This is a genomic window from Gordonia asplenii (genome assembly GCF_012933505.1).
Classification (GTDB): Bacteria; Actinomycetota; Actinomycetes; order Mycobacteriales; family Mycobacteriaceae; genus Gordonia; species Gordonia asplenii.
Genome location: NZ_JABBNB010000003.1, coordinates 151,723 through 173,103 on the forward strand (window position 1 = coordinate 151,723; position 21,381 = coordinate 173,103).

The following is a 21,381-nucleotide window of genomic DNA, read 5'->3' on the forward strand; positions in this document are numbered from 1 at the left end:
CCCCGACTATCGATAGGTTCTTCGACTATGGCGCAAGCAAACTCCGACACCCCCGCCCAGAAGTCTCGCTCCGTGCTCGTCACCGGCGGCAACCGCGGCATCGGCCTGGCCGTCGCGCAGCGCCTGGCCGCCGACGGACACAAGGTGGCGGTCACCCATCGCGGGTCGGGTGCACCCGAGGGGTTGTTCGGCGTTCAGTGCGACGTCACCGACACGGAGTCGGTCGAGCGGGCGTTCGCCGAGGTCGCCGAGCATCAGGGTCCGGTCGAGGTGCTGGTCGCGAATGCGGGCATCACCGACAACATGCTCTTGATGCGGCTGTCCGAGGAGAGTTTCTCCAACGTGATCGACGCCAACCTGACCGGTGCGTTCCGGTGCGCCAAAGTCGCGACGAAGGGCATGCAGCGCGCCAAGTGGGGCCGCATGATCTTCTTGGGATCGGTCGTCGCGACGTCGGGGATTCCCGGGCAGGCCAACTACGCGGCCTCCAAGGCCGGCCTCATCGGACTGGCTCGTTCGATCGCCCGCGAACTGGGTTCGCGCAACATCACCGCCAACGTCGTGGCGCCGGGCTTCATCGAGACCGACATGACCGCTGCGATGGAGGACCGGTACATCGAGATGGCCAAGCAGGCAATTCCGCTGGGTCGCACCGGAAAGCCCGAGGACGTCGCGGCGGCGATCAGCTTCCTGGCCTCCGACCAGGGCGGATACATCACCGGTGCGGTGCTGCCGGTCGACGGCGGCATGGGCATGGGCCACTGACACCCAGCAATCTTCTTCTCCAACCCCGACTTCAGGAGCATTTGTGACCGGCATTCTCGACGGCAAGACCGTACTCATCACCGGCATCATCACCGACGCCTCAATCGCCTTCCATGCGGCGAAGGTCGCGCAGGAGCAGGGCGCCAAGGTGATCATCACCGGCATCCCCGAGCGCCTGCGACTGATCGACCGCATCGCCAAGCGACTGCCGCAGGAGGTGCCGCCGGCGATCCCGCTCGACGTGACCGACGAGGAGTACCTCGGTGCGCTGGCCGACAAGATCCGCGAACTGGCACCGGAGGGCATCGACGGCGTGGTGCACTCCATCGCGTTCGCGCCGCGTACCCTGATGGGCCCCGACGCCCTGCCGTTCCTCGAAGGCCCCGGCCCCGACGTCGCGAAGTCGTTCGAGATCTCCGCGTGGAGCTATGCCTCGCTGGCCCGCGCCGTGCTTCCGGTCATGAACGAGGGCGGCTCGATCGTCGGCATGGACTTCGACCCGCGCACCGCGTTGCCCGACTACAACTGGATGGGCGTCGCGAAGGCCGCGCTGGAGTCGGTGAACCGCTACGTCGCTCGCGAAGTGGGCTACGCCAAGAAGATCCGCTCCAACCTGGTGGCCGCCGGACCGATCAAGACCCTTGCCGCCAAGGCCATTTCGGGTACCGCCACCGACGACGCCAAGAAGCTGAACATGCTCAACGAGTACTGGGACGGGGCGTCGCCGATCGGCTGGAACGTGGATAACCCGGGTGTGGTGGGCACCAGCGTGTGCGCGCTGCTCTCCGACTTCCTGCCGGCGACCACCGGTTCGATCGTCTACGTCGACGGCGGCGCGAGCCACAACACCTGGTTCCCCGACACATTCCTGGATCAGGCCTAGGATCTTGGGTCTGGAGTTCGACGCCGTACTGTTCCTGTCGTTCGGCGGCCCCGACAAGCCCGACGACGTGCGACCGTTCCTGGAGAACGTCACGCGGGGTCGGGGAGTACCGCCCGAACGGCTCGACGAGGTGGCCCAGCACTACCTGCACTTCGGCGGGGTGTCGCCGATCAACGCGCTGAACTCGGCGATGATCTCGTCGATTCGCGACGAATTGGCGGCACGCGGAATCGACCTGCCGGTCTTCTTCGGAAATCGCAACTGGCATCCGATGATCGCCGACACGCTGGCGCAGATATACGACGCCGGGCATCGTCGCGTCCTGGTGTTCCCGACGTCGGCGTGGGGCGGCTACTCCGGCTGCGGCCAGTACCACGAGGACATCGCCGGGGCGCTGGCGTCGCTGGAACCCGAAGCGGCGTCGCAGATGGTGCTGCGCAAGCTGCCGCAGTACTGGCACGAGTCGCTGTTCGTCGACGCCGCGGGCGACGCGGTGCGCCGGGCGGCGGCGTCGTTGTCGGGGGAGTCGCAACCCCGGCTGGTGTTCACCGCGCACTCGATTCCCGATGCGGCCGACCGTGATTCGGGGCCGCCGGCGCAGGGGCGGCTCTACAGTCGGCAGGTGCGCGCGGCGTCGGAGCGCGCCGCCGCGGCGGCCGGTTTCGCCGAATTCGACCAGGTGTGGCAGTCGCGGTCGGGTCCGCCGCAGGTACCGTGGCTGGAGCCCGACATCGTCGATCACCTCGAAGACCTTGCCGCACAAGGTGTTCGGTCGGTGATCGTGAGTCCGATCGGATTCGTCTCCGACCATCTCGAAGTCGTGTGGGACCTCGACAACGAGGCCCGGGAGAAGGCTGCGGAGTTGGGGCTCGAATACGTCCGCGCCGACTCGGTGGGGACCGATCCGCGGTTCATCGAGATGGCCGTCGACTTGATCGAACAGTACCGCGACGGCGTTGTGCCGCAGGATGTTCCGCTCGGTGTGGGTGACAACGGGGTGTACTGCGCCGGTGGGAAGTGCTGCCGGGCGTCGGTGCGCAGACCGCGTCCGGCCGACTGACGCGCACGCAGCGCACACAGACCCGCACTCGGGGTCATTCCCCACGGCCGTCAGGCGTTGGGAATGTCGGCAAGTGCGGGGCCTGTCGACGTTGCCACACAGTCGGCTATTGCGTGTCGGGCGGACCCAGGATCTCCACGATCAATGCGTTGACGCCGACCGTCACCGCGCGGCGAGTGATCGCGCGCAGTTCTCGGATCTGGGCGTCGCCACCCTCACCTTGACGGGCGGTGAGGCCGAACGTCGCACCGCGTGCGGTGGCGACGTCGAGGATGGCGTCGATACGTGCCGCCGAAGCGAGCAGATTGTCGGCGCGGGTGCCGTCATGCGGGGGCAGCGTCACGGTCCGACGCTCGGTGGCCGCGGCGAGTTCGAGGCGCAAGGTGTCTTTGGTCCCCGACGACATCGACGGCAGGTCGCTGAGCACGTCGGCCGCGGTGCGGGTGGCCTCTTTGAGATCGCGGGCCGCCGCACCCACGCTGTAATCGGTCAGCGGCGCTGCGGGCACCTCGAATTGGGCTATGTTCCAACAGAATTGGTCACCGGTGGCACCGAATGGGCCCGCTCGCAGGCTCCCGGTGCCCGGGCGCCCCGGGAACAGCAGGGTCGGGGCGTCGTCGTCGGGCGTCGTGAGCAACAGCACCTCGCCGGAACGCAAGATCTGGCGGGTGACATCGCCCGGCGGGAGGCCGTGCGGGTCGCCGGGGGCGGGCAGCCGGAGCTCGATGAAGGTCGCCGTTTTCAGCACTGCGAGCATCTCGGCGGTGCCGGTGTCCCCGGCGGCCATCGGATCATCGGCGGGATCGTCGACGTCGGTGATGAACCGGTGGCGGGGCGCGATGTCGGCCAGCGTGTCGAGGACGGCGTCGGCCGGGACGGTACCCGCGAGCCATGCGGCTGCCCAGGCGCCGAGTGCGGCCGTAGGGCGTAGATGTGATGAAGTTTCAGAAGTATTGGAGCGAGTCATCGTTGGAGTAGTTTACCCCGCCGATTAGTGTGATCCTCCGTGCCCGACCTTCCTCCGCATCGCAGCTTCGACGACCGCTACGGACGCGACGTTCTGTCGTCGTCGAGCCCCAGTTCCAGTGCCCAGCGACGCCAGCGCAACGATCCGCCGATGCTCGTCGCCGAGCACGGGACCGTCGTCGAAGACGCGGCGTCGGGGTACTGCGGCGCCGTAGTCGGATTCGAGAAGAGCTACGACGGGCTGTTCGTGCGGTTGGAGGATCGTCGTGGCCAGACCCGGATCTTCGCCATGCGCAAGGGCGCCTTCCTGGTCGACGGCGAGCCGGTCACCCTGAAACGACCCGCGGCCCAAGCGCGCCAACCCGTTCCGACGCGCACCGCGTCGGGATCGCGGATCGCGCCGACGCAGCGGGCCCGGACGGCCCGGGCGAGCCGCCTGTTCGTCGAAGGCGTGCACGACGCCACGCTGGTCGAGCGGGTGTGGGGTGATGACCTGCGGGCCGAAGGAGTGGTCGTGGTGAGTCTGGACGGCCTGGACAATCTCGACGCCGCACTCGCCGAGTTCGGTCCCGCGCCGCATCGTCGGGCCGGTGTGCTGGTGGACCACCTCGTCGCCGGGTCGAAAGAGGCGCGGCTGACTCAGCGACTACCCGACAACGTCCTCGTCACCGGTCATCCCTACATCGACGTCTGGGAGGCGGTGAAGCCGGCGTCGGTCAAGATCCGCGCTTGGCCGACGATCCCGCGCGGCACCGACTGGAAGACCGGCATCTGCGACGAATTGGGTTGGGGGACACCGCAGGACGGCTGGCGAAGGGTGCTGGCCGGAGTGTCGAGCTACAAAGACATCGAAGTTCCGCTGCTGCGATGCGTCGAGGAGCTCATCGACTACGTGACGGCCGCACCGGGAGATGCGTAGGCGCCGCCGAGGTCGCGCACCGAATCGCGAACGATGAGCGGCATCGCGATCCGCGCCTGCCCCGGCCCGCGTCGACCGAGCAGCATGTCGACGCCGCACTTGGCCATCTCCTCGTAGGGCAGGCGCGCCGTGGTGAGCCCCGGCCGCTGGTACGCCGCGAACTCGTCGTCGTCGAACGAGATCACCGAGACGTCGTGGCCGACGCGCAGTCCCCGTTCGGTCAGCGCCTGGTAGATCCCGAACGCGACACTGTCGTTGCCCGCGATCAGAGCGGTCAGCCCGGGGTGTGCGTCGAGCAGTCGGCACGTGCTGTCGTAGCCGACGCCGGGCTGCCATGCGCTGACGTCGAGCCGGATGGCGTCTACGCCGGCGCCGGCGAGCGTCTTGGTGATTCCGTCGAATCGCTCGGCGATGGTCGCTGATCGACGCGGGTCGCTTGCGACATCGGGGAGGTCGCCGATGATGCCGATCTCGCGGTGGCCGCGGTCGAGGAGGTGGTGCGCGACGTCTTCGCCCGCTACGCGCTCGTCGGGGAGCACACTGGCGTGGCCGTCCGGGGAGATCCCGTTGACCAGCACCAGTGGCAGACCGGCCGGGACCGCGGGGACGTCGATCAACCGGGCCGCCATCAAACCGATGAGCAGGCCGTCGACGCGGCGGTCGGTCATCGACTGCACGGCGTCGCTCAGGTCGTGACCGCCCGCGGTCTCCGACATCAGCACGGTGTAGCCGTGCTCGCGGGCGGCGTCGAGCACCCCCCGGATCATTCCGGACGCGAATCGCGTGACGGTGACCTCGTCGGAGACGAAGCCGATGGTCCGCGTCTTGCCCAGCCGGAGGCTCTGCGCCGCCGGGTTCGGGCGATATCCGAGTTCGTCGGCCGCGGCTCTGATGCGATCGGCGGCGTCGGCGGACAGGCGGGAGTCGGGCCGGTCGTTGAGGACCATGCTCACCGCCGCCTTCGACATTCCCGCCCGCTCGGCGACGTCGGCGAGCGTCGGACGGCGTCCTGCTCTAGCGCCCATACCGCCTGTCTCCCGTCTTCAGCAGCTGTTCTTTCCACACGACGATAGGTCGTGTCCGGTATCCCATCTCGCCGGAGGGCTTGACGTGACGTGAATCACCCTACTAGATTCTCGTGGTGCTGAAAGGATTTAGCACCTTGCTGAATCGGTTCAGCCTTTCGACGCGATCGACCGCGCCGATCGATCGTCGAAACATCTACGGAGGTCATCGCCCATGGCCATGAACAAAGCCGTCTTCCGCAACGGCGCCTATCAACAAAGCTCGGCCACGCTGATGCTGTTCTTCGCATCGTGGGGGATCTGGTGGTCGTTCTTCCAGATCTGGCTGACGAGCGACGACGCCGGACTCGGACTGAACGGTGCACAGGTCGGCACCCTCTATTCCGCCAACTCGATGGCGACGCTGGTCGTCATGTTCCTGTACGGAACCATCCAGGACAAACTCGCGCTCAAACGGCACCTGATGATCGTCGCATCGGTCGGCATGGCATGCCTGGCGCCGTTCGTCCTGCTGGTCTACAAGCCGCTTCTCGAGCATGCCTTCGGACTCGGCGTGGTGGCCGGCATGATCTTCCTGCCCGTCGGTTTCACCGCGGCCGCGGGGCTGCTGGAGGCGTTCTCCGAACGGATGAGCCGCACCTACGGCTTCGAGTACGGTCAAGCGCGCGGCTGGGGATCGCTCGGCTACGCTATCGCCGCGCTCTTCGCGGGCTTCCTCTTCACCGTCAACCCGATGTTCAACTTCATCGGCGGTTCCGTGCTCGGTGTCATCTGCCTTCTGGTTCAGGTCTTCTGGAAGACCGACGGGGTTCCGCTCGCGCCCGGCCACACCGACCATCCGGCGACGCCGAGCCTGCGGGAGATCGCCGGTGTGCTGAAGATGCCGAGCCTGTGGCAGATCATCGTCTTCGTGATCTTCAGTTGGACGTTCTACAACCTGTACGACCAGCAGATGTTCCCCGACTTCTACACCGACCTCTTCGCGTCGAAGACCACTGGCGAGCGAACCTACGGCGTGCTCAACTCGATCCAGGTCTTCGTCGAGGCGGGCATGATGATGCTGGTACCGATCCTGATGCGCAAGGTCGGGGTGCGCAACATCCTGCTCGCCGGCGTCGCGGTGATGGCGGTGCGCATCTTCGGTTCGGCGGTCTTCAGCGATCCCATCGCGGTGTCGGTGGTGAAGATGTTCCACTCCATCGAGGTGCCGCTGTTCATCCTCGGCATCTTCCGCTACATCACGCTGCACTTCCCGTCGAACCTGTCGGCGACGCTCTATCTGGTCGGCTTCGAGGTGTCCGCTCAGGTCGGCAATGTGGTGCTGGCGCGTCCGTTCGGCAGTCTGCGCGACGCCATCGGATATCAGCCGACGTTCTACGTCATCTCCGGGGTAGTCGCGCTGGCGGGCGTCTGGGCGTTCTTCGCGCTCAAACGCGACGACCAGCAGGTCGCGGGCGACCCCTTCGTGCGCGATCCGCTACGACGACGCGCAGCCGCGGCGGTCGAGTAGCCGTCGGCCCGCGATCGTCTTCAGTATCGTAGGCGGGCGATCTCCCTTGACCGCGACCGGAACACAGATACGGATTCATGAACAGCCTGCACTACGCGCCGCTCCGCAACTGGGTGAACGACCCCAACGGTCTGCTCTTCCACGACGGCAGATATCACCTGTACTTCCAGTACAACCCGCTCGGCGTCGAGCACGCCAACCTGAGTTGGGGTCACGCGTCCAGCGTCGACCTGCTGGAGTGGGAGGACCATCCGGTCGCGTTGGAGTTCGACGACGACGAAGAAGTGTTCTCCGGGTCGGTGGTGGTCGACGATGCCGACACCACCGGGCTCGGTGCCCCGGGAAAGCCGGCGCTGGTGGCGTTCTACACGTCGATGTCGAAGACCGCGGACCTGCAGACCCAGTCGTTGGCCTACAGCGTCGACGACGGGCAGTCCTGGACGAAGTTCCAGGACAATCCGCTGATCGACCGCGGCTCACCACACTTTCGCGATCCCAAGGTGATCCGCTATCACGGCGTGGACGAGTCGTATTGGGTGATGCTGGCCGTCGAGGCGGTCGAGCGCAGGGTCGTGTTCTACCGGTCCGACGATCTACTGTCGTGGGAGTTGCTGTCCGAGTTCGGTCCTGCCGGAGCGGTGGGCGGCGATTGGGAATGCCCCGATCTCTTCGCCCTACGCGTCGAGAACACCGGTGTGCTGCGGTGGGTCCTGCTGGTCAGCCTCAATCCCGGCGGTATCGCGGGAGGCTCGGGAACGCAGTACTTCGTCGGCGACTTCGACGGGCGCACCTTCACCCCGGTTACTCCCGTCGCGCCGATCACCGCGACCGACGACGTGGCGATGCGGAGCCTGCGCTGGCTCGACTACGGGCGGGACTGCTACGCGGGAGTGAGCTTCGCCGGCCTCTCCGACGATCACCGGACTCTGATCGCGTGGATGTCCAATTGGGACTACGCGCGGGAGATGCCGGTCGACGCCGATGCGCCGCAACGGGGCGCGATGACGTTACCGCGACGGCTATCGCTGATCGAGATCGACGGCGTCGAGCGTCTGCGTCAGATCCCCGTCGTGCCCGCCGTGACCGCGGTGTCGCGCGTCGCCGATGAGGTGATCCCCCCCGGCGGCAGCGTCACCGTACCGATCCGGGCGGCGGGCCGCATCCGCCTGGCGGTCGACGTCGACGACGCCGCCGGATTCGAGGTGTCCTTCGTCGGCGACGACGAGCAGACCGTGACGCTCACCTACGACACGTCGTCCGCCGAACTCATCGTCGACCGCGTCGGGGTTGCCCAGGGGCTACCGAAGGGGTTCGCCGATGTCCACCGCATGCCGGTGGCGTCGACGCCGGTCGTCTCGTTGACGATCTGGATCGACGAGCTCGCCATCGAGATCTACGCCGACGACGGAACCCGGGTGCTCACCGATCTGCTCGGCACGCTGAGCGCGACGTCGGTGCGAATCGCGGGACGCGGCGCACCGATTCGGATCGAAACACTGGACACGTCGGCGGCGGTCGCCGCGACGTGCAGCTGAGGAGGAACCGCTGATGGAACACTCGGTGGCCGTGATAGGCGAGGCGCTGATCGATGTGGTCGACGCGCGCCCGCACGTGGGTGGTTCGCCGCTGAACGTCGCCGTCGGGCTGGCGCGGCTCGGGTTGGCAACGACGCTGTACTCCCGGATCGGCGCCGACCCCTATGGTGACCTGATCGTGGAGCATCTGCTGCGCGCGGGTGTCACGCTGGGGGACGGGTTCGTCGACTCGGGGCGAACATCGAGTGCGATCGCGACGTTGGACACCGAGGGACGAGCGACCTATGACTTCGACCTGGAATGGTCGATCCCGCAACCCGACGTCGGCGGTGCCCGCGTGATCCACACCGGGTCCATCGGAGCTATCCGAGAGCCGGGCGGGTCGATCGCGCGCCAGACGGTGCGTGGTGCGGGACCCGGCGTGCTGCGAAGTTTCGACCCGAATGTGCGCCCCGCCGTGATGGGCCCAGCCGAAACGGTGCGTGAGCGCGTCCGGCAGTGCGCCGCGGACTGTCACGTGGTGAAACTCAGCGACGACGACGCCGAATGGCTGTCCGCGGGCGCCGGGCCCGACGCTGTGCTGCAGTCGATATCCGATTCGGGAGTGCGGTTCGTCGTGATGACTCGCGGAGCCGATGGTTGCTCCGCCATCGTCGACGGCGTGCGATACCACGAGCCGTCGCGCGGCGTCGCGGTGGCCGACACCATCGGTGCGGGCGACGCGTTCATGTCGGGGCTGCTCTACGGCCTGGTGCGCAACGGGTGCGATCGGCTGCTCGTCGACGGTGCGGCAGTGCCGTCAGCCCAGGTCCGACGGGTGCTTGCGACCGCGGCTGCCGTTGCGTCGGTTACCGTTTCGCGTGCGGGAGCCAATCCGCCGACGCTGCGCGAGTTGGAAGACGTCGTCGAACTGGACTGACAACGTCGGGTCCCGAAAAACCTGTGACCGGTAGCACCGCGAAACGTGGCAAGCTGGATTCATGTCAGCGTTGGTGTGGGTGGTTCTCGGAATCGTTCTGGTCATCGCGGAGATGTTCGGCGGCGAGCTGGTATTGCTCATGCTCGCCGGAGGTGCGTTCGCCGCGGCCGGGGTGGACGCTGCGGTCGATCCGCCGTTGTGGATCGACTTCGTCGTGTTCTCCGCGGTAGCGGTCCTGCTACTGGGTGCGGTGCGGCCGGTTGCGAAACGGCACCTGCTCACGCGACCCAGGATCCTGACCAACATGGAGGCGCTGCCCGGGAAACCGGCGATGGTGCTCGAGCGCGTCGACGACCACGACGGCCGGGTGAAGATCGGCGGTGAGATCTGGTCGGCACGCACGGAGCATCCGACCGAGGTGTTCGACGTCGGCACCGAGGTGATGGTCGTACAGATCGACGGCGCGACCGCCGTCGTCGCTCGCTGCTGACTAGCGCAAAGACGTTGCCCCTCAACGTATGAACCCAGTTCGACAATTCAGAGGAGGATTCCGTGGGACCCGAAATCGCCGTACTTGTGGTACTCGTGCTGTTGGCGCTGCTCGTCGTGGTGACCCTGGCCAAGTCGGTGGCCCTGATTCCGCAGGCCGAAGCCGCGGTGATCGAGCGCCTCGGCCGCTACACCCGCACCGTGTCGGGCCAGCTCACATTGCTGGTGCCGTTCATCGACCGGATCCGCGCACGCGTCGACATCCGTGAGCGGGTGGTGTCGTTCCCGCCGCAGCCGGTCATCACCGAGGACAATCTGACCCTCGGCATCGACACCGTCGTCTACTTCCAGGTCACCAACCCGCAGGCCGCGGTCTACGAGATCAACGACTACATCATCGGCGTCGAACAGCTGACCATCACCACCCTGCGCAATGTGGTCGGCGGGATGACTCTGGAAGAGACGCTGACCAGCCGCGACTCCATCAACGCACAGCTGCGCGGTGTGCTCGACGAGGCGACCGGCCGCTGGGGTCTGCGGGTCGCGCGCGTCGAATTGAAGTCGATCATGCCACCGCCGTCGATCCAGGAATCGATGGAGAAGCAGATGAAAGCCGACCGCGAGAAGCGTGCGATCATCCTGACCGCCGAAGGCCAGCGGGAGGCGGTCATCAAGACCGCAGAAGGCAGCAAGCAGAGCCAGATCCTCGCGGCCGAGGGTGCCAAACAGGCCGCGATTCTGGCGGCCGAAGCCGACCGGCAGTCGCGCATTCTGCGCGCACAGGGTGATCGTGGCGCACAGTTCCTGCGAGCTCAAGGCGAGGCCAAGGCCATCGAAAAGACCTTCGCCGCAATCAAGGCCGCCAAGCCCACCCCGGAATTGCTTGCCTACCAATACCTTCGGCAGCTGCCGGAGATGGCCAAGGGCGAGGCGAGCAAGGTCTGGGTGGTTCCGTCCGACTTCGGCTCCGCACTGCAAGGATTCGCGAAATCCTTTGGGGCACAGGGCGACGACGGCGTCTTCCGCTATGAGCCGACGAGTACGCCCGCCGAGCCGGTCGACGACTCCGACACCGAGGACTGGTTCACGCTGTCACCCGATCCGGCCGTCGCCCGCGCCGTCGCCGAGGCGGAGGCCGTTGCGCGCACCCCGGTGGACGGCGCTCCGCTCGCGCCGGCGCCCGCCATCACCCCGTCGATCCAACAGCAGCAGCCGGTTCAGGCGTCGCCGGTCGCGCCGTCGCCCGCCCAGATTCCGCCGGCCGATCGGGGGTATGTGGACATGCCGCCGCGGCACTCGACCGAACCGGGGTGGGGACCGCAGGGATGATTTCTCGGTGGTGAATTTCTGGTGGTGAATAGCGCGAAAACAGCATTTATCGGTGATTTCCCGCCCCGCTGATTTCGCGAATTCGGCTCACAGTTTTCCTCGGTACTATCGGCCACGAATAACCGAATAGTGACCGAAAAGGAAAAACGGGTCAATGCGTACAGAATGGGTGCCGGCGATTACCGCTGTGCTGGTGGCGGCGTCGACGCTGGGGACGGGTATCGCGCAGGCGCGCACCGATCCGTTCGCGGATCGGGCCGTCACCAAGGTGACCGACGACGGCTGGCGGGTAACGGCGACGAAGTCTCGCGAATCGCTGCGCGACGTCGCCCCGCTCGACGGCTCGCAGTTCTCGCACGAAGCGTTCGTCGCGCTGACCGGGCGAATGGTGGTCACCGGGCACGGAAGTTCGCCGATCACCTCCGGGTCGATCACCGCGGGCCTGCAGGTGGGATGCAACGTCGACATCTCCTCGGGTCTGTCCCTCGGACTGTCCGCGGGTCCCTACGCCGACGTCACCGCGTCGATTCCACCCACCGTCGACGTCGGCGTATCGGTCACCCCGAACGTCGGCACCACCCTGAAACCGGGAACCATCGTCGACCTGCCGTTCGGCACGAAGAAATTCACCGCGACGCCGAAGGCGAGCATCAGCTTCGACGGTGTGCACGTGAAATCCGACGGATGTTATGGCCCGACGTCGATCCGGACTTTCGTGACGGTGAGCGTGTCGTCGAAGACCAACGATTCGACGTTCAGCGTGTACGGGGATCCGCACCGGTTGTAGCGGAGTCGCCTTCGGCGGGCACCGGCATCTTCGCGTCGAGGACCAGGCCGACGATCCCGAGGCTGAAGAAGAACACCGTCAACGCCAACAGCCACGGATTGCGGGAGCCGGTCAGCGCGTCGCCGAGAAACACCACCGCGGCCGTCCCCGGCGCCATCCCGATGAGCGTGGCAACGGTGTAGGGGACCAGCCGCACCGACGACAGCGCCGAGCAGTAGTTGGCCAGCGAGAACGGACATGCCGCGATCAGTCGCAGGGATCCCACGGCAAGCCAGCCTCGCCTGCTCAGCCGCGATTCGATGCCGCGCGCGACGGGTGTCCGCAGATACGGCTGGATGCGTTCGCGGCCGTAGCGGCGGACCAGCACCAGCGAGGTGACGGCGGCGATCATCGACGCCGTCAGCGCCCCGACGAACCCGACGACCGGCCCGAACAGCACACCTGACATCACGGTGAACGCCGAACGCGGAAACGGGAACATCGTGACCACGGCGTAGGCGGTGAAGAACAGCCACGGAAACCAGGGGCCGAGGCTCAGTCGCCATTCGCGGACCCAGTCGATCGACGGCATCGGAACCAGATAGGTCGCAACGATGATGCCGAGGATGATCACACCGATCACGATGATGCGGCGCAGCACCGTCGAACGGACGCCGGAGTCAGGGGCGTCGACGGTCGCAGCCGGTTCGGGAGGCGTGATCACCCGAACGACTCTACCGACGGTGACCGACACCCCAGAAATGTCGACAACGTCACAGGAGACCTGGGTCACCAGCCGAGCGCTCGATCGGCTATGGTTCTCCACGGACGCAAAGCCGTGAATCGGCGGCGCATGACAGACAGGTGCGAGGTTTATGAGCGAAACGCTGGACGCGCTCTATGAGAAGTGGTCGGCTTCGGCCGCGCAGGTGCTCGCCAAGAGCAAGCGCGTCGACGTCGACCAGTTGTCCGGGTCGCCGGACGAGTTGCTTGCCGTGCGGACGCGTGACGATCTGGTCATCAACCCGCTGTACACGCGGCGCCACGAGACCGCCGAACCCGGGCTGCCCGGCAGTTTCCCGTTCGTCCGCGGCGCCGACGCGGTGCGTGACGTCGTACAGGGCTGGCGGGTCACCGAGCGTCACGGTGACGACGCGTCGGCTGCCGCCGACGTCAACGAGGCGATTCTCGACGCGTTCAACAGCGGCGCCAGCGGCCTGTGGCTGCGCGTCGGCGGCGGCGTCACGCCGGCAACACTCGCCGACGTCTTCGCCGGTGTCTACCTCGACCTCGTGCCGGTGACGCTCGACGCCGGGGCCGACGGCATCGCGGCCGCTGCCGCCTTCCTGGACGTGAAGGCGGCGTCGGCGAACGCTCCGCAGGCAGTCACGCCCACCGTGGCGACCATTGCCTCCCTTGGCTTTTCGCCGTTGACGGCGGCATACTCGGGTCGCGCCGACGTCGACGAGACCGAGGCCACCGCATTCGCGGCCAAGACCGTCAGCGCATTGGACGGCATTCGGACGTTCCGGGTCGACGGCACCGACTTCGCCACCGCGGGCGCCACCGACGCGCAAGAACTCGGCTATCTGGTCGCCGCCGCGCTGACTCACGTGCGCGACCTCATCGCCGCGGGACTCACCGCGTCCGAAGCGTTGCGGCAGATCACCTTCGCGGTCTCGGTCGGCGACGACCAGTTCGGCGTCATCGCCAAGCTGCGCGCACTGCGCAAGGCGTGGTCACGCGTCGCGCAGGTCCTCGGCGCCCCCGACGACGGTGCCGCGGTCATCCACGCGGTCACCGATCTGTCGATGCTCACTCAGCGCGACCCCTGGGTCAACATGCTGCGCACCACCGTGGCAGCCTTCGGTGCGGGTGTCGGCGGCGCCGATCAGGTGACCGTGCTCGGCTACGACGCCGCGATTCCCGCCGCACAGCGCACCTCGAAGGCCACCTTCTCGCGGCGGATCGCGCGCAACACCCAGTTGCTGCTGCTCGAAGAATCCAACGTCGGCCGCGTCCTCGACCCGGCCGGCGGATCGTGGTTCGTCGAGTCGCTCACCGACGATCTCGCCGCCGCCGCATGGACGGTCCTGCAGACCGTCGAGCGTGCGGGCGGGTACCGGAAGGCATTGGTCGACAACCTGATCGCCGAGCAGATCGATGCCGCGCGCGCCGCTCGCGACACCGACGTCGCGCATCGCCGGACCTCGGTCACCGGCGTGAACGAGTTCCCCAACCTCGGCGAGCGCCTGCTCGACGCGGCGGCGTCGAGCACCGATCTCGAACTCGCGACGCCGCGGCTGTCCCGTGTCGCGCAGGCCTTCGAGGCGTTGCGCGACCGTTCCGACGCGATGCTCGCCGCGACCGGCACACGTCCGTCGATCGCGCTGGCCCCGCTCGGCAGCGTCGCAGAACACAACGGCCGCACCACTTTCGTGGCCAACCTGCTCGCCGCCGGCGGCATCGCCACCATCAATCCCGGCCCGGTGACCGCCGACAGCGTCACCGCCGAGACGCCGATCGTCGTGATCTGCGGGACCAAGGCCCGCTACGCCGACGACGGCCCGGCCCTGCTGGCCGCGCTGCGTGCCGCGGGCGCGCAGCGGGTGCTGTTGGCCGGGCCGCTGAGCGAATGGCCCGCCGCCGAGCGGGGCGAATCGGATACCGCCGCCGGGAGCGCGAGCGAGCGGGGCGAATCGGATACCGCCGCCGGGAGCGCTAGCGAGCGGGGCGAATCTGATACCGCCGGTGACAAGCCGGACGGATCGCTGCGCGTCGGCATCGACGCGGTGGGTACCTTGACAGACCTTCTCGACCAGCTGGCGGGAGCTAACTGATGACCGACACCACCACCTCCGACATCGGCAGTTTCGCCGATGTGCCGCTTGAGGACTCGGCCGCCGCGGCGTCGAACACCGACACCGCGGCCCTGCTCGACGGGCTGAGCAGCACGCACGGGTACACCGCCGAGCAGATCACCTGGCATACACCCGAACAGATCGACGTCGCGCCGGTGTACACGCGCAGTCAGCGCGACGCCGTCACCGAATCCGGGGAGCACCCCTATCCGCTGGACTCGATTCCGGGCGCGGCGCCGTTCATCCGCGGGCCGTACCCGACGATGTACGTCAACCAGCCGTGGACGATCCGCCAGTACGCGGGCTTCTCGACCGCGGCCGAGTCGAATGCGTTCTACCGGCGCAACCTGGCCGCCGGCCAGAAGGGACTGTCGGTCGCATTCGACCTCGCCACTCACCGCGGCTACGACTCCGACCACCCCCGCGTCGCGGGCGACGTCGGTATGGCCGGCGTGGCCATCGACTCGATCCTGGACATGCGGCAGCTGTTCGACGGCATCGACCTGGGCAGCGTGTCGGTGTCGATGACGATGAACGGTGCCGTGCTGCCGATCCTCGCGCTCTACGTCGTCGCCGCCGAAGAGCAGGGTGTCGCACCGGAGAAACTCGCCGGGACCATCCAGAACGACATCCTCAAAGAGTTCATGGTCCGCAACACCTACATCTATCCGCCGAAGCCGTCGATGCGGATCATCTCCGACATCTTCGCGTACACTTCGGCACGGATGCCGAAGTTCAACTCCATCTCGATCTCCGGCTACCACATCCAAGAAGCCGGTGCGACAGCCGATTTGGAGCTCGCCTACACGCTGGCCGACGGCGTCGAATACATCCGCGCCGGACTCGACGCGGGTCTGGACATCGACAAGTTCGCCCCGCGCCTGTCGTTCTTCTGGGGCATCGGTATGAACTTCTTCATGGAGGTCGCCAAGCTTCGCGCGGCGCGTCTGCTGTGGAGCGAGTTGGTCGCCGAGTTCGAGCCGAAGTCGTCGAAGTCGCTGTCGCTGCGGACTCACTCGCAGACGTCGGGATGGTCGTTGACCGCGCAGGACGTGTTCAACAACGTGGCGCGCACCTGCGTCGAGGCGATGGCCGCGACGCAGGGCCACACCCAGTCGCTGCACACCAACGCGCTCGACGAGGCGATCGCGCTGCCCACCGACTTCTCCGCCCGTATCGCGCGCAACACGCAGCTGCTGCTGCAGCAGGAGTCGGGCACCACTCGCCCGATCGACCCGTGGGCGGGTTCGAACTACGTCGAGTGGCTCACCGCGCAGCTCGCCGACAAGGCGCGCAAGCACATCGCCGAGGTGCAAGAGGCGGGCGGCATGGCGCAGGCCATCAACGAGGGCTTGCCGAAGCTGCGCATCGAAGAGGCCGCCGCGCGCACCCAGGCGCGAATCGACTCCGGTCAGCAGCCGCTGGTTGGCGTCAACAAGTACCAGGTCGACTCGGATGAGCAGATCGAGGTCCTCAAGGTCGAGAACTCCCAGGTCCGGGCCGAGCAGTTGGCGAAGCTGGAAAAGCTTCGCGCCGAACGCGATTCGGCCGCGGTTGAGAAGGCACTCGCGGATCTGACCCGAGCTGCGGGAACCGCTGACCCGGGTATGGAGAACAACCTCATGGCGTTGGCCATCGAAGCCGCCCGGCATGGCGCTACCGTCGGCGAGATCTCCGACGCCATGGAGAAGGAATTCGGCCGCCACCAGGCCGAGATCCGTACCATCAGCGGTGTGTATCGACATGAGGCGGGCAACGTGAGCAACATCGACGCGGCTACCGCCATCGTGGCCGAGTTCGCCGAGGCCGAAGGTCGACGTCCCCGTGTGCTCGTCGCGAAGATGGGGCAGGACGGTCACGATCGAGGCCAGAAGGTGATCTCGACGGCATTCGCCGATCTGGGCTTCGACGTCGACGTGGGCCCGCTGTTCTCCACCCCCGAAGAGGTGGCCGGCCAGGCCGCCGACAACGACGTACACGTGGTAGGCGTGTCGTCGTTGGCAGCCGGACACCTCACCCTGGTGCCCGCGCTGCGTGACGCGCTCAAAGACGTCGGGCGCGAAGACATCATGATCGTCGTCGGCGGCGTGATCCCGCCGGGTGACTTCGACGAGTTGTACGAGGCAGGCGCCGCGGCGATCTTCCCGCCGGGCACCGTGATCGCCGACTCCGCCGTCGAGTTGGTCACCAAGCTGGCCACCAGTCTCGGCCACGAGCTCAGCTCGGCGGCAGGGGAGTAATTGGCACGCGTCATCGACCCGCAGGCACTCGCCGAGGGAGTACTGGCCGACCGGCGCGCCGACCTGGCGCGGGCCATCACCCTCGTCGAGTCGTCCCGGTCGGATCATCGGGCGGCTGCACAGGAGATGCTGCTGACCGTGACACCGCATGCGGGACGCTCGTTCCGCGTCGGCATCACCGGTGTGCCCGGCGTCGGCAAGTCGACGACGATCGAGGCGCTGGGCATGCACCTCATCGAACTGGGTCACAAGGTAGCGGTGCTGGCGGTGGACCCGTCGTCGACGCGTACGGGTGGCTCGATCCTGGGCGACAAGACTCGGATGGGTCGGCTCGCGGTGCATCCGGATGCGTACATCCGTCCGTCCCCGACGTCGGGGACGCTGGGCGGTGTGGCCAAGGCGACCCGCGAGACGATCGTGCTCGTCGAGGCCGCCGGCTTCGACGTCGTGCTGGTCGAGACGGTCGGCGTCGGGCAGTCCGAGGTGACCGTCGCGAACATGGTGGACACCTTCTCCTTCCTGACGTTGGCGCGGACCGGGGACTCGTTGCAGGGCATCAAGAAGGGTGTGCTGGAGCTCGCCGATGTCATCGTCGTGAACAAGGCCGACGGCAAGCACCAGCTCGAAGCACGTGCTGCGGCACGGGAATTGCGCGGCGCGCTATCGCTGATCTATCCGCACGACGCCTTCTGGAAGCCGCCGGTGTTGACGATGAGCGCCCTGGAGAACACCGGCGTCGACGAGTACTGGAGCGCGGTGCTGGCGCATCGGCAGGCGATGGTCGACGACGGACGATTCGACAGCCACCGCAGCAGTCAGGAAGTCGACTGGATGTGGTCGATGGTCCACGACATCATGCTCAACCGACTCGATCAGAGCGCCGACGTCGCCGCGGTACGGGCCCAAGTCGAAGGCGCGGTGGCGTCGGGCGACCTCACACCCGCGCTTGCGGCACAACAGATTCTCGCGGCGTTCGACAACCGGTAGGTTCGGGCCACCATCCGCTGGTTGGGTCGGGCCTGCACCTGCTGGTTGAGCCGGGGCCATCGTCCGCTGGTTGAGCCGGGCCGGAGCGTAAGCGTAGGCCCGTGTCGAAACCTCGTTTGCCGACCGTGCCACTGTCTCCAGCCGCTGTGGGGCGCTTTCGAATTCGGCTCACGGTGGTTTCGACTCGCTGCGCTCGCTCAACCGACAGGGGCCTGCGCTCGCTCAACCGACAGGAAGGGGCTGCGCGCGCTCAACCGACAGGAAGGGGCTGCGCTCGCTCAACCAACAGGAAGGGGCTGCGCGCGCTCAACCGCCGGTGAGCGCAGCACCTAGGCCGACGACTCGGCCCACCGTGCGTGTTCGACGCCGCCGAGGCTTGCCAGCGACTCCAACGACTCGGTGACCGACGCTTTGCGCGTGTTGTGGGTGCTCACCTGCGCACTGATGCGGGCGTGGCTTCCCGTCTGTGTCGAGTCGACACTGACGACCCGGAACCCGTCGGCGCGCATGCGATCGAACAGCGCACCGCGGACGGCGGCCTCGGCGTCGGGTCGACAGTCGACCTCGATAAGGAAGCGCTGCTCGGTCTCACGGGTCACCGCGCGTCGACCGATTACCGCGCCGAGGGGCCGCAACACGAAATTGCCGACGAAGACGATGGCTGTCGCGACAGCCGCGGCGGCGAACATGCCGGCGCCGCAGAGCGCGCCGACGGCGGCCGTGGCCCAGATCGTCGCCGCGGTGTTCAGCCCGACGATCGACACGCCCTGCTTGAGAATCACTCCGCCACATAGGAATCCGATACCGCTGACGACCTGCGCGGCGACGCGGCGCGGATCGCCCGCGACGTCGGGGAAACTGTGTGCGCCGAAGATCACGAACACCGCCGCCCCCAGCGCGACCAGCGCATACGTCTGTATGTAGGCGTTGTGTGCCTGCCATTGACGTTCGACGCCGATCGCGACTCCCAGCAGCATCGCGACGCCGAGTTGCGCAGTGACCTCGAGCGCCGAGATGGACGTCATCGATCGTCGACTACGCGACGATGGGGGCGAGCGTCTCGCCGAGCAGCGCCACCCGACCCGGCAGATGACCGTTGGCCATCAGATTCACTGAGAATCCGTCGACGCCGGTAGCCAGCAGGTCCTCGAACCGTGCCCGCACCTCGTCGGGGGAGCCGACCACCATCGCGTCGCGGCGTGCCGCCCCGGCGGGATTGCGTTCGAGGTAGGCGTCGAGATCGGCGACGGCCTCCTCGTGGGTCGGTGCGATGCACGCGTAGGTCTGCAGGCTGACCGTGATCTCAGATCGGTTGCGGCCCAGGCGTTCACAGTGCTCGTCGAGTGCGGCGAGCTTACGCGGAATATCGTCGACCGCGCAGATGAGATTCGATTCGTCGGCGTACTGAGCGACCATCCGAAGCGTCTTGCGCTCACCGCCGCCGCCGATCATCACTGGGATCTTCGACAGCGGTGCGGGGCTGTTGATCGCATCGGTCACCTGGTACCACTTGCCGTCGAGGCTGGGTCGCTCACCGCGCAGCATGCCCAGCACGATGTGCAGCGACTCCTCGAGCCGCTCGAAACGGTCGGTGAACGTGCCGAATTCGAAGCCGAGCGACTGGTGTTCCTGCTCGAACCATCCGGCGCCGATGCCGAGCTGGGCGCGTCCGCCGGACACCAGATCGAGAGCGGTGATCGTCTTGGCCAGCAACGCGGGTGCCCGGTAGGTGTTGCCGGTGACCAATGCCGAGAGCCGCACCCGCGAGGTGTGCTGAGCGAGTGCCGACAGCAGCGTGTAGCACTCGATCATCTCCTTGTCCGGGGTGCCGATCATCGGGAGTTGATAGAAGTGATCCATCACGAAGACGGTGTCGAAGCCGGATTCGTCGGCCTCTTTGGCCTGGGCGACGATCGTGTCGAACAGGCGGTCCGCGGGGACGCCGGGGTAGGTGAAGTTGGGAATCTGGTAACCGAGTCGAGTCACCCGGCCAACCCTACGCCCGACTCACCCGACACGACGGGCAAAGCTGCTGAGCGTGTCAATCAGCTTGTCCAGCAAGGCTTCTGAGTCGGCTGACGTCACGATCGCGGCATTGGGCTCGCCGGTCATGCCGCGTTCGTCGGCGACCGTCATGCCGCGGGTGTGGGTGCCGATCAGTTCGACGGTGACGCGGGCGGGGGTCGTCGAGACGAGCGACGGATCCAGCGCGACCATTGCCGCGAACGGATCGTGCACATGCGCGATGTACCCCTCGTTCATGTCCGAATGGAACTCGAAATAGAAGCGCAGGGCGTCGACGAGGTAGCGGACGAGCGCGTTCGAAGCGACTGAGCGAATGCCGCGTTCGTCGTCGACGTCGGGCAGTTCCAACGGCGTCGACTCGGCCGACGCGGCGAGTCGCACCAGATGATCCGGGGTCAGCATCATGGTTTCGGTGATGTCGAGGGCACAGACATAGGGGTTGGGTGCGTCGTCGGCGGAGAATGCGTCGAACACTTCGGCGGCCGCCTCGGGGTCGACGACGACATTCCATTCGCCGACCGGTGTGGTGTTGCCGTGGACGTGGAAGGCCCCGCCCATGATGACGAGTCGACGCAGTTTGGTCGGCAGGGCGGGGTCGCGACGGATCGCTTCGGCCAGCGAGGTCATCGGGCCGGTGACGAGTCCGACGAGCTCGCCCGGATGCGCGTCGGCCGCGGCGAGCCATGCGTCGGCGGCGTCGACGTGTGAGGAAAGGGTTGTGGGACTTGGCAGTTCGGCATAGCCGACGCCGAGTGGCCCGTGCGTGTCCTCGCAGGTGCGCAGCGGGACGGCCAGCGGCCCGGGGGCGCCCGGGTGTACCGGGATGTCGTCGCGGCCGGTGAAGTCGAGCCACGCGAGGTTGTTGGCGGTGACGACGTCGGCGGGAACGTTCCCCGCTGTCGAGGCGACGCCGACGATGACCAACTCGGGCTGTGCGAGCAGGTAGAGCAGCGCGAGGGAGTCGTCGATGCCGGTGTCGCAGTCGTAGAAGATCGATGCCGGAGACATGCCTCGAACTATAGGTGTTCACGTTGTCGCATCGACAAATTCTCAACGGAGAATTTGACAGAACGTCGCGTACGCGTGTGGGGGATGTGATTAC

19 protein-coding genes are annotated in these 21,381 nt (G+C 67.0%); 13 read left to right on the top strand and 6 right to left on the bottom strand.

Annotated elements, in window-relative coordinates:
- Positions 1–27 precede the first annotated feature (27 nt).
- The 3 genes from fabG1 to HH308_RS03980 are packed head-to-tail and all read left to right on the top strand — an operon-like array spanning position 28 to position 2,708.
- Entirely contained in the window at positions 28–765 is a 738-nt protein-coding gene (gene fabG1, locus HH308_RS03970) for a 3-oxoacyl-ACP reductase FabG1 (protein WP_170192873.1), read from the top strand.
- A 43-nt stretch (positions 766–808) separates the two neighbouring features.
- Positions 809–1,648: an NADH-dependent enoyl-ACP reductase InhA gene (gene inhA / locus HH308_RS03975; protein ID WP_170192874.1), complete on the top strand. Its 840-nt coding sequence runs from the start codon at positions 809–811 to the stop codon at positions 1,646–1,648.
- Positions 1,649–1,652: 4 nt separating this feature from the next.
- Positions 1,653–2,708, top strand: coding sequence for a ferrochelatase (locus HH308_RS03980; protein ID WP_170192875.1), 1,056 nt, complete (start codon positions 1,653–1,655; stop codon positions 2,706–2,708).
- 106 nt (positions 2,709–2,814) lie between these two features.
- On the opposite strand, the gene HH308_RS03985 is transcribed toward HH308_RS03980, so the two are convergent.
- Complete coding sequence (locus tag HH308_RS03985) at positions 2,815–3,675, bottom strand: Rv1486c family protein (protein WP_170192876.1); 861 nt, start codon at positions 3,673–3,675, stop codon at positions 2,815–2,817.
- A 39-nt stretch (positions 3,676–3,714) separates the two neighbouring features.
- On the opposite strand from HH308_RS03985, the gene HH308_RS03990 reads away from it, so the two are divergent.
- Positions 3,715–4,593, top strand: a complete 879-nt coding sequence (locus HH308_RS03990; protein WP_170192877.1) for a DUF3097 domain-containing protein — start codon at positions 3,715–3,717, stop codon at positions 4,591–4,593.
- On the opposite strand, the gene HH308_RS03995 is transcribed toward HH308_RS03990, so the two are convergent.
- The gene (locus HH308_RS03995) at positions 4,563–5,618 is read right to left on the bottom strand and encodes a LacI family DNA-binding transcriptional regulator (RefSeq protein WP_170192878.1); all 1,056 of its coding nucleotides are present in this window, start codon (positions 5,616–5,618) and stop codon (positions 4,563–4,565) included. The genes HH308_RS03990 and HH308_RS03995 overlap by 31 nt on opposite strands.
- A gap of 214 nt (positions 5,619–5,832) precedes the next feature.
- Between HH308_RS03995 and HH308_RS04000 the strand changes: the two genes are divergently transcribed.
- The 6 genes from HH308_RS04000 (at position 5,833) to HH308_RS04025 (ending at position 12,187) form a co-directional block, all read left to right on the top strand.
- On the top strand, positions 5,833–7,128 hold the full coding sequence (locus HH308_RS04000) for an oligosaccharide MFS transporter (protein WP_211188136.1): 1,296 nt from the start codon (positions 5,833–5,835) through the stop codon (positions 7,126–7,128).
- Positions 7,129–7,205: 77 nt separating this feature from the next.
- Positions 7,206–8,663 carry a glycoside hydrolase family 32 protein gene (locus HH308_RS04005; RefSeq protein WP_170192879.1) on the top strand — a complete coding sequence of 486 codons (1,458 nt, stop codon included), beginning with the start codon at positions 7,206–7,208 and terminating at the stop codon, positions 8,661–8,663.
- A gap of 13 nt (positions 8,664–8,676) precedes the next feature.
- A complete protein-coding gene (locus tag HH308_RS04010; RefSeq protein WP_170192880.1) occupies positions 8,677–9,582 on the top strand; it encodes a carbohydrate kinase family protein in 906 nt (301 codons plus the stop codon).
- Positions 9,583–9,643: 61 nt separating this feature from the next.
- Positions 9,644–10,072 (top strand): NfeD family protein, encoded by a 429-nt coding sequence (locus tag HH308_RS04015; RefSeq protein WP_170192881.1) that lies wholly within the window; start codon positions 9,644–9,646, stop codon positions 10,070–10,072.
- 62 nt (positions 10,073–10,134) lie between these two features.
- Positions 10,135–11,400 carry an SPFH domain-containing protein gene (locus tag HH308_RS04020; protein WP_312870351.1) on the top strand — a complete coding sequence of 422 codons (1,266 nt, stop codon included), beginning with the start codon at positions 10,135–10,137 and terminating at the stop codon, positions 11,398–11,400.
- Positions 11,401–11,554: 154 nt separating this feature from the next.
- Positions 11,555–12,187, top strand: coding sequence for an MspA family porin (locus HH308_RS04025; protein WP_170192882.1), 633 nt, complete (start codon positions 11,555–11,557; stop codon positions 12,185–12,187).
- On the opposite strand, the gene HH308_RS04030 is transcribed toward HH308_RS04025, so the two are convergent.
- The gene (locus tag HH308_RS04030; RefSeq protein WP_376767159.1) at positions 12,156–12,890 is read right to left on the bottom strand and encodes a TVP38/TMEM64 family protein; all 735 of its coding nucleotides are present in this window, start codon (positions 12,888–12,890) and stop codon (positions 12,156–12,158) included. The genes HH308_RS04025 and HH308_RS04030 overlap by 32 nt on opposite strands.
- 151 nt (positions 12,891–13,041) lie before the next feature.
- On the opposite strand from HH308_RS04030, the gene HH308_RS04035 reads away from it, so the two are divergent.
- Genes HH308_RS04035 through meaB form a run of 3 tightly spaced genes read left to right on the top strand, consistent with a single transcriptional unit; the run spans position 13,042 to position 18,254 of the window.
- A complete protein-coding gene (locus tag HH308_RS04035) occupies positions 13,042–15,006 on the top strand; it encodes a methylmalonyl-CoA mutase family protein (protein ID WP_170192883.1) in 1,965 nt (654 codons plus the stop codon).
- The gene (gene scpA, locus HH308_RS04040; protein ID WP_170192884.1) at positions 15,006–17,267 is read left to right on the top strand and encodes a methylmalonyl-CoA mutase; all 2,262 of its coding nucleotides are present in this window, start codon (positions 15,006–15,008) and stop codon (positions 17,265–17,267) included. The genes HH308_RS04035 and scpA overlap by 1 nt, the downstream gene beginning before the upstream one ends.
- The gene (gene meaB, locus HH308_RS04045) at positions 17,268–18,254 is read left to right on the top strand and encodes a methylmalonyl Co-A mutase-associated GTPase MeaB (RefSeq protein WP_170192885.1); all 987 of its coding nucleotides are present in this window, start codon (positions 17,268–17,270) and stop codon (positions 18,252–18,254) included.
- A gap of 329 nt (positions 18,255–18,583) precedes the next feature.
- Here meaB and HH308_RS04050 read toward each other — a convergent pair whose 3' ends face one another.
- The 3 genes from HH308_RS04050 to HH308_RS04060 are packed head-to-tail and all read right to left on the bottom strand — an operon-like array spanning position 18,584 to position 21,287.
- Positions 18,584–19,279 (bottom strand): MgtC/SapB family protein, encoded by a 696-nt coding sequence (locus HH308_RS04050; RefSeq protein WP_246284198.1) that lies wholly within the window; start codon positions 19,277–19,279, stop codon positions 18,584–18,586.
- A gap of 10 nt (positions 19,280–19,289) precedes the next feature.
- Entirely contained in the window at positions 19,290–20,240 is a 951-nt protein-coding gene (locus tag HH308_RS04055) for an LLM class F420-dependent oxidoreductase (RefSeq protein WP_170192886.1), read from the bottom strand.
- 21 nt (positions 20,241–20,261) lie between these two features.
- Complete coding sequence (locus HH308_RS04060) at positions 20,262–21,287, bottom strand: nucleoside hydrolase (protein ID WP_170192887.1); 1,026 nt, start codon at positions 21,285–21,287, stop codon at positions 20,262–20,264.
- Between the last annotated feature and the right edge of the window lie 94 nt (positions 21,288–21,381).

Excerpts from the sequence above, each read along its gene's own strand:
- fabG1 (WP_170192873.1), top strand. The coding sequence starts at position 28 with ATGGCGCAAGCAAACTCCGACACCCCCGCCCAGAAGTCTCGCTCCGTG.
- HH308_RS03985 (WP_170192876.1), bottom strand. The coding sequence starts at position 3,675 with ATGACTCGCTCCAATACTTCTGAAACTTCATCACATCTACGCCCTACG.
- HH308_RS03995 (WP_170192878.1), bottom strand. The coding sequence starts at position 5,618 with ATGGGCGCTAGAGCAGGACGCCGTCCGACGCTCGCCGACGTCGCCGAG.
- HH308_RS04000 (WP_211188136.1), top strand. The coding sequence starts at position 5,833 with ATGGCCATGAACAAAGCCGTCTTCCGCAACGGCGCCTATCAACAAAGC.
- HH308_RS04005 (WP_170192879.1), top strand. The coding sequence starts at position 7,206 with ATGAACAGCCTGCACTACGCGCCGCTCCGCAACTGGGTGAACGACCCC.
- HH308_RS04010 (WP_170192880.1), top strand. The coding sequence starts at position 8,677 with ATGGAACACTCGGTGGCCGTGATAGGCGAGGCGCTGATCGATGTGGTC.
- HH308_RS04015 (WP_170192881.1), top strand. The coding sequence starts at position 9,644 with ATGTCAGCGTTGGTGTGGGTGGTTCTCGGAATCGTTCTGGTCATCGCG.
- HH308_RS04025 (WP_170192882.1), top strand. The coding sequence starts at position 11,555 with ATGCGTACAGAATGGGTGCCGGCGATTACCGCTGTGCTGGTGGCGGCG.
- HH308_RS04035 (WP_170192883.1), top strand. The coding sequence starts at position 13,042 with ATGAGCGAAACGCTGGACGCGCTCTATGAGAAGTGGTCGGCTTCGGCC.
- scpA (WP_170192884.1), top strand. The coding sequence starts at position 15,006 with ATGACCGACACCACCACCTCCGACATCGGCAGTTTCGCCGATGTGCCG.
- HH308_RS04050 (WP_246284198.1), bottom strand. The coding sequence starts at position 19,279 with ATGACGTCCATCTCGGCGCTCGAGGTCACTGCGCAACTCGGCGTCGCG.
- HH308_RS04060 (WP_170192887.1), bottom strand. The coding sequence starts at position 21,287 with ATGTCTCCGGCATCGATCTTCTACGACTGCGACACCGGCATCGACGAC.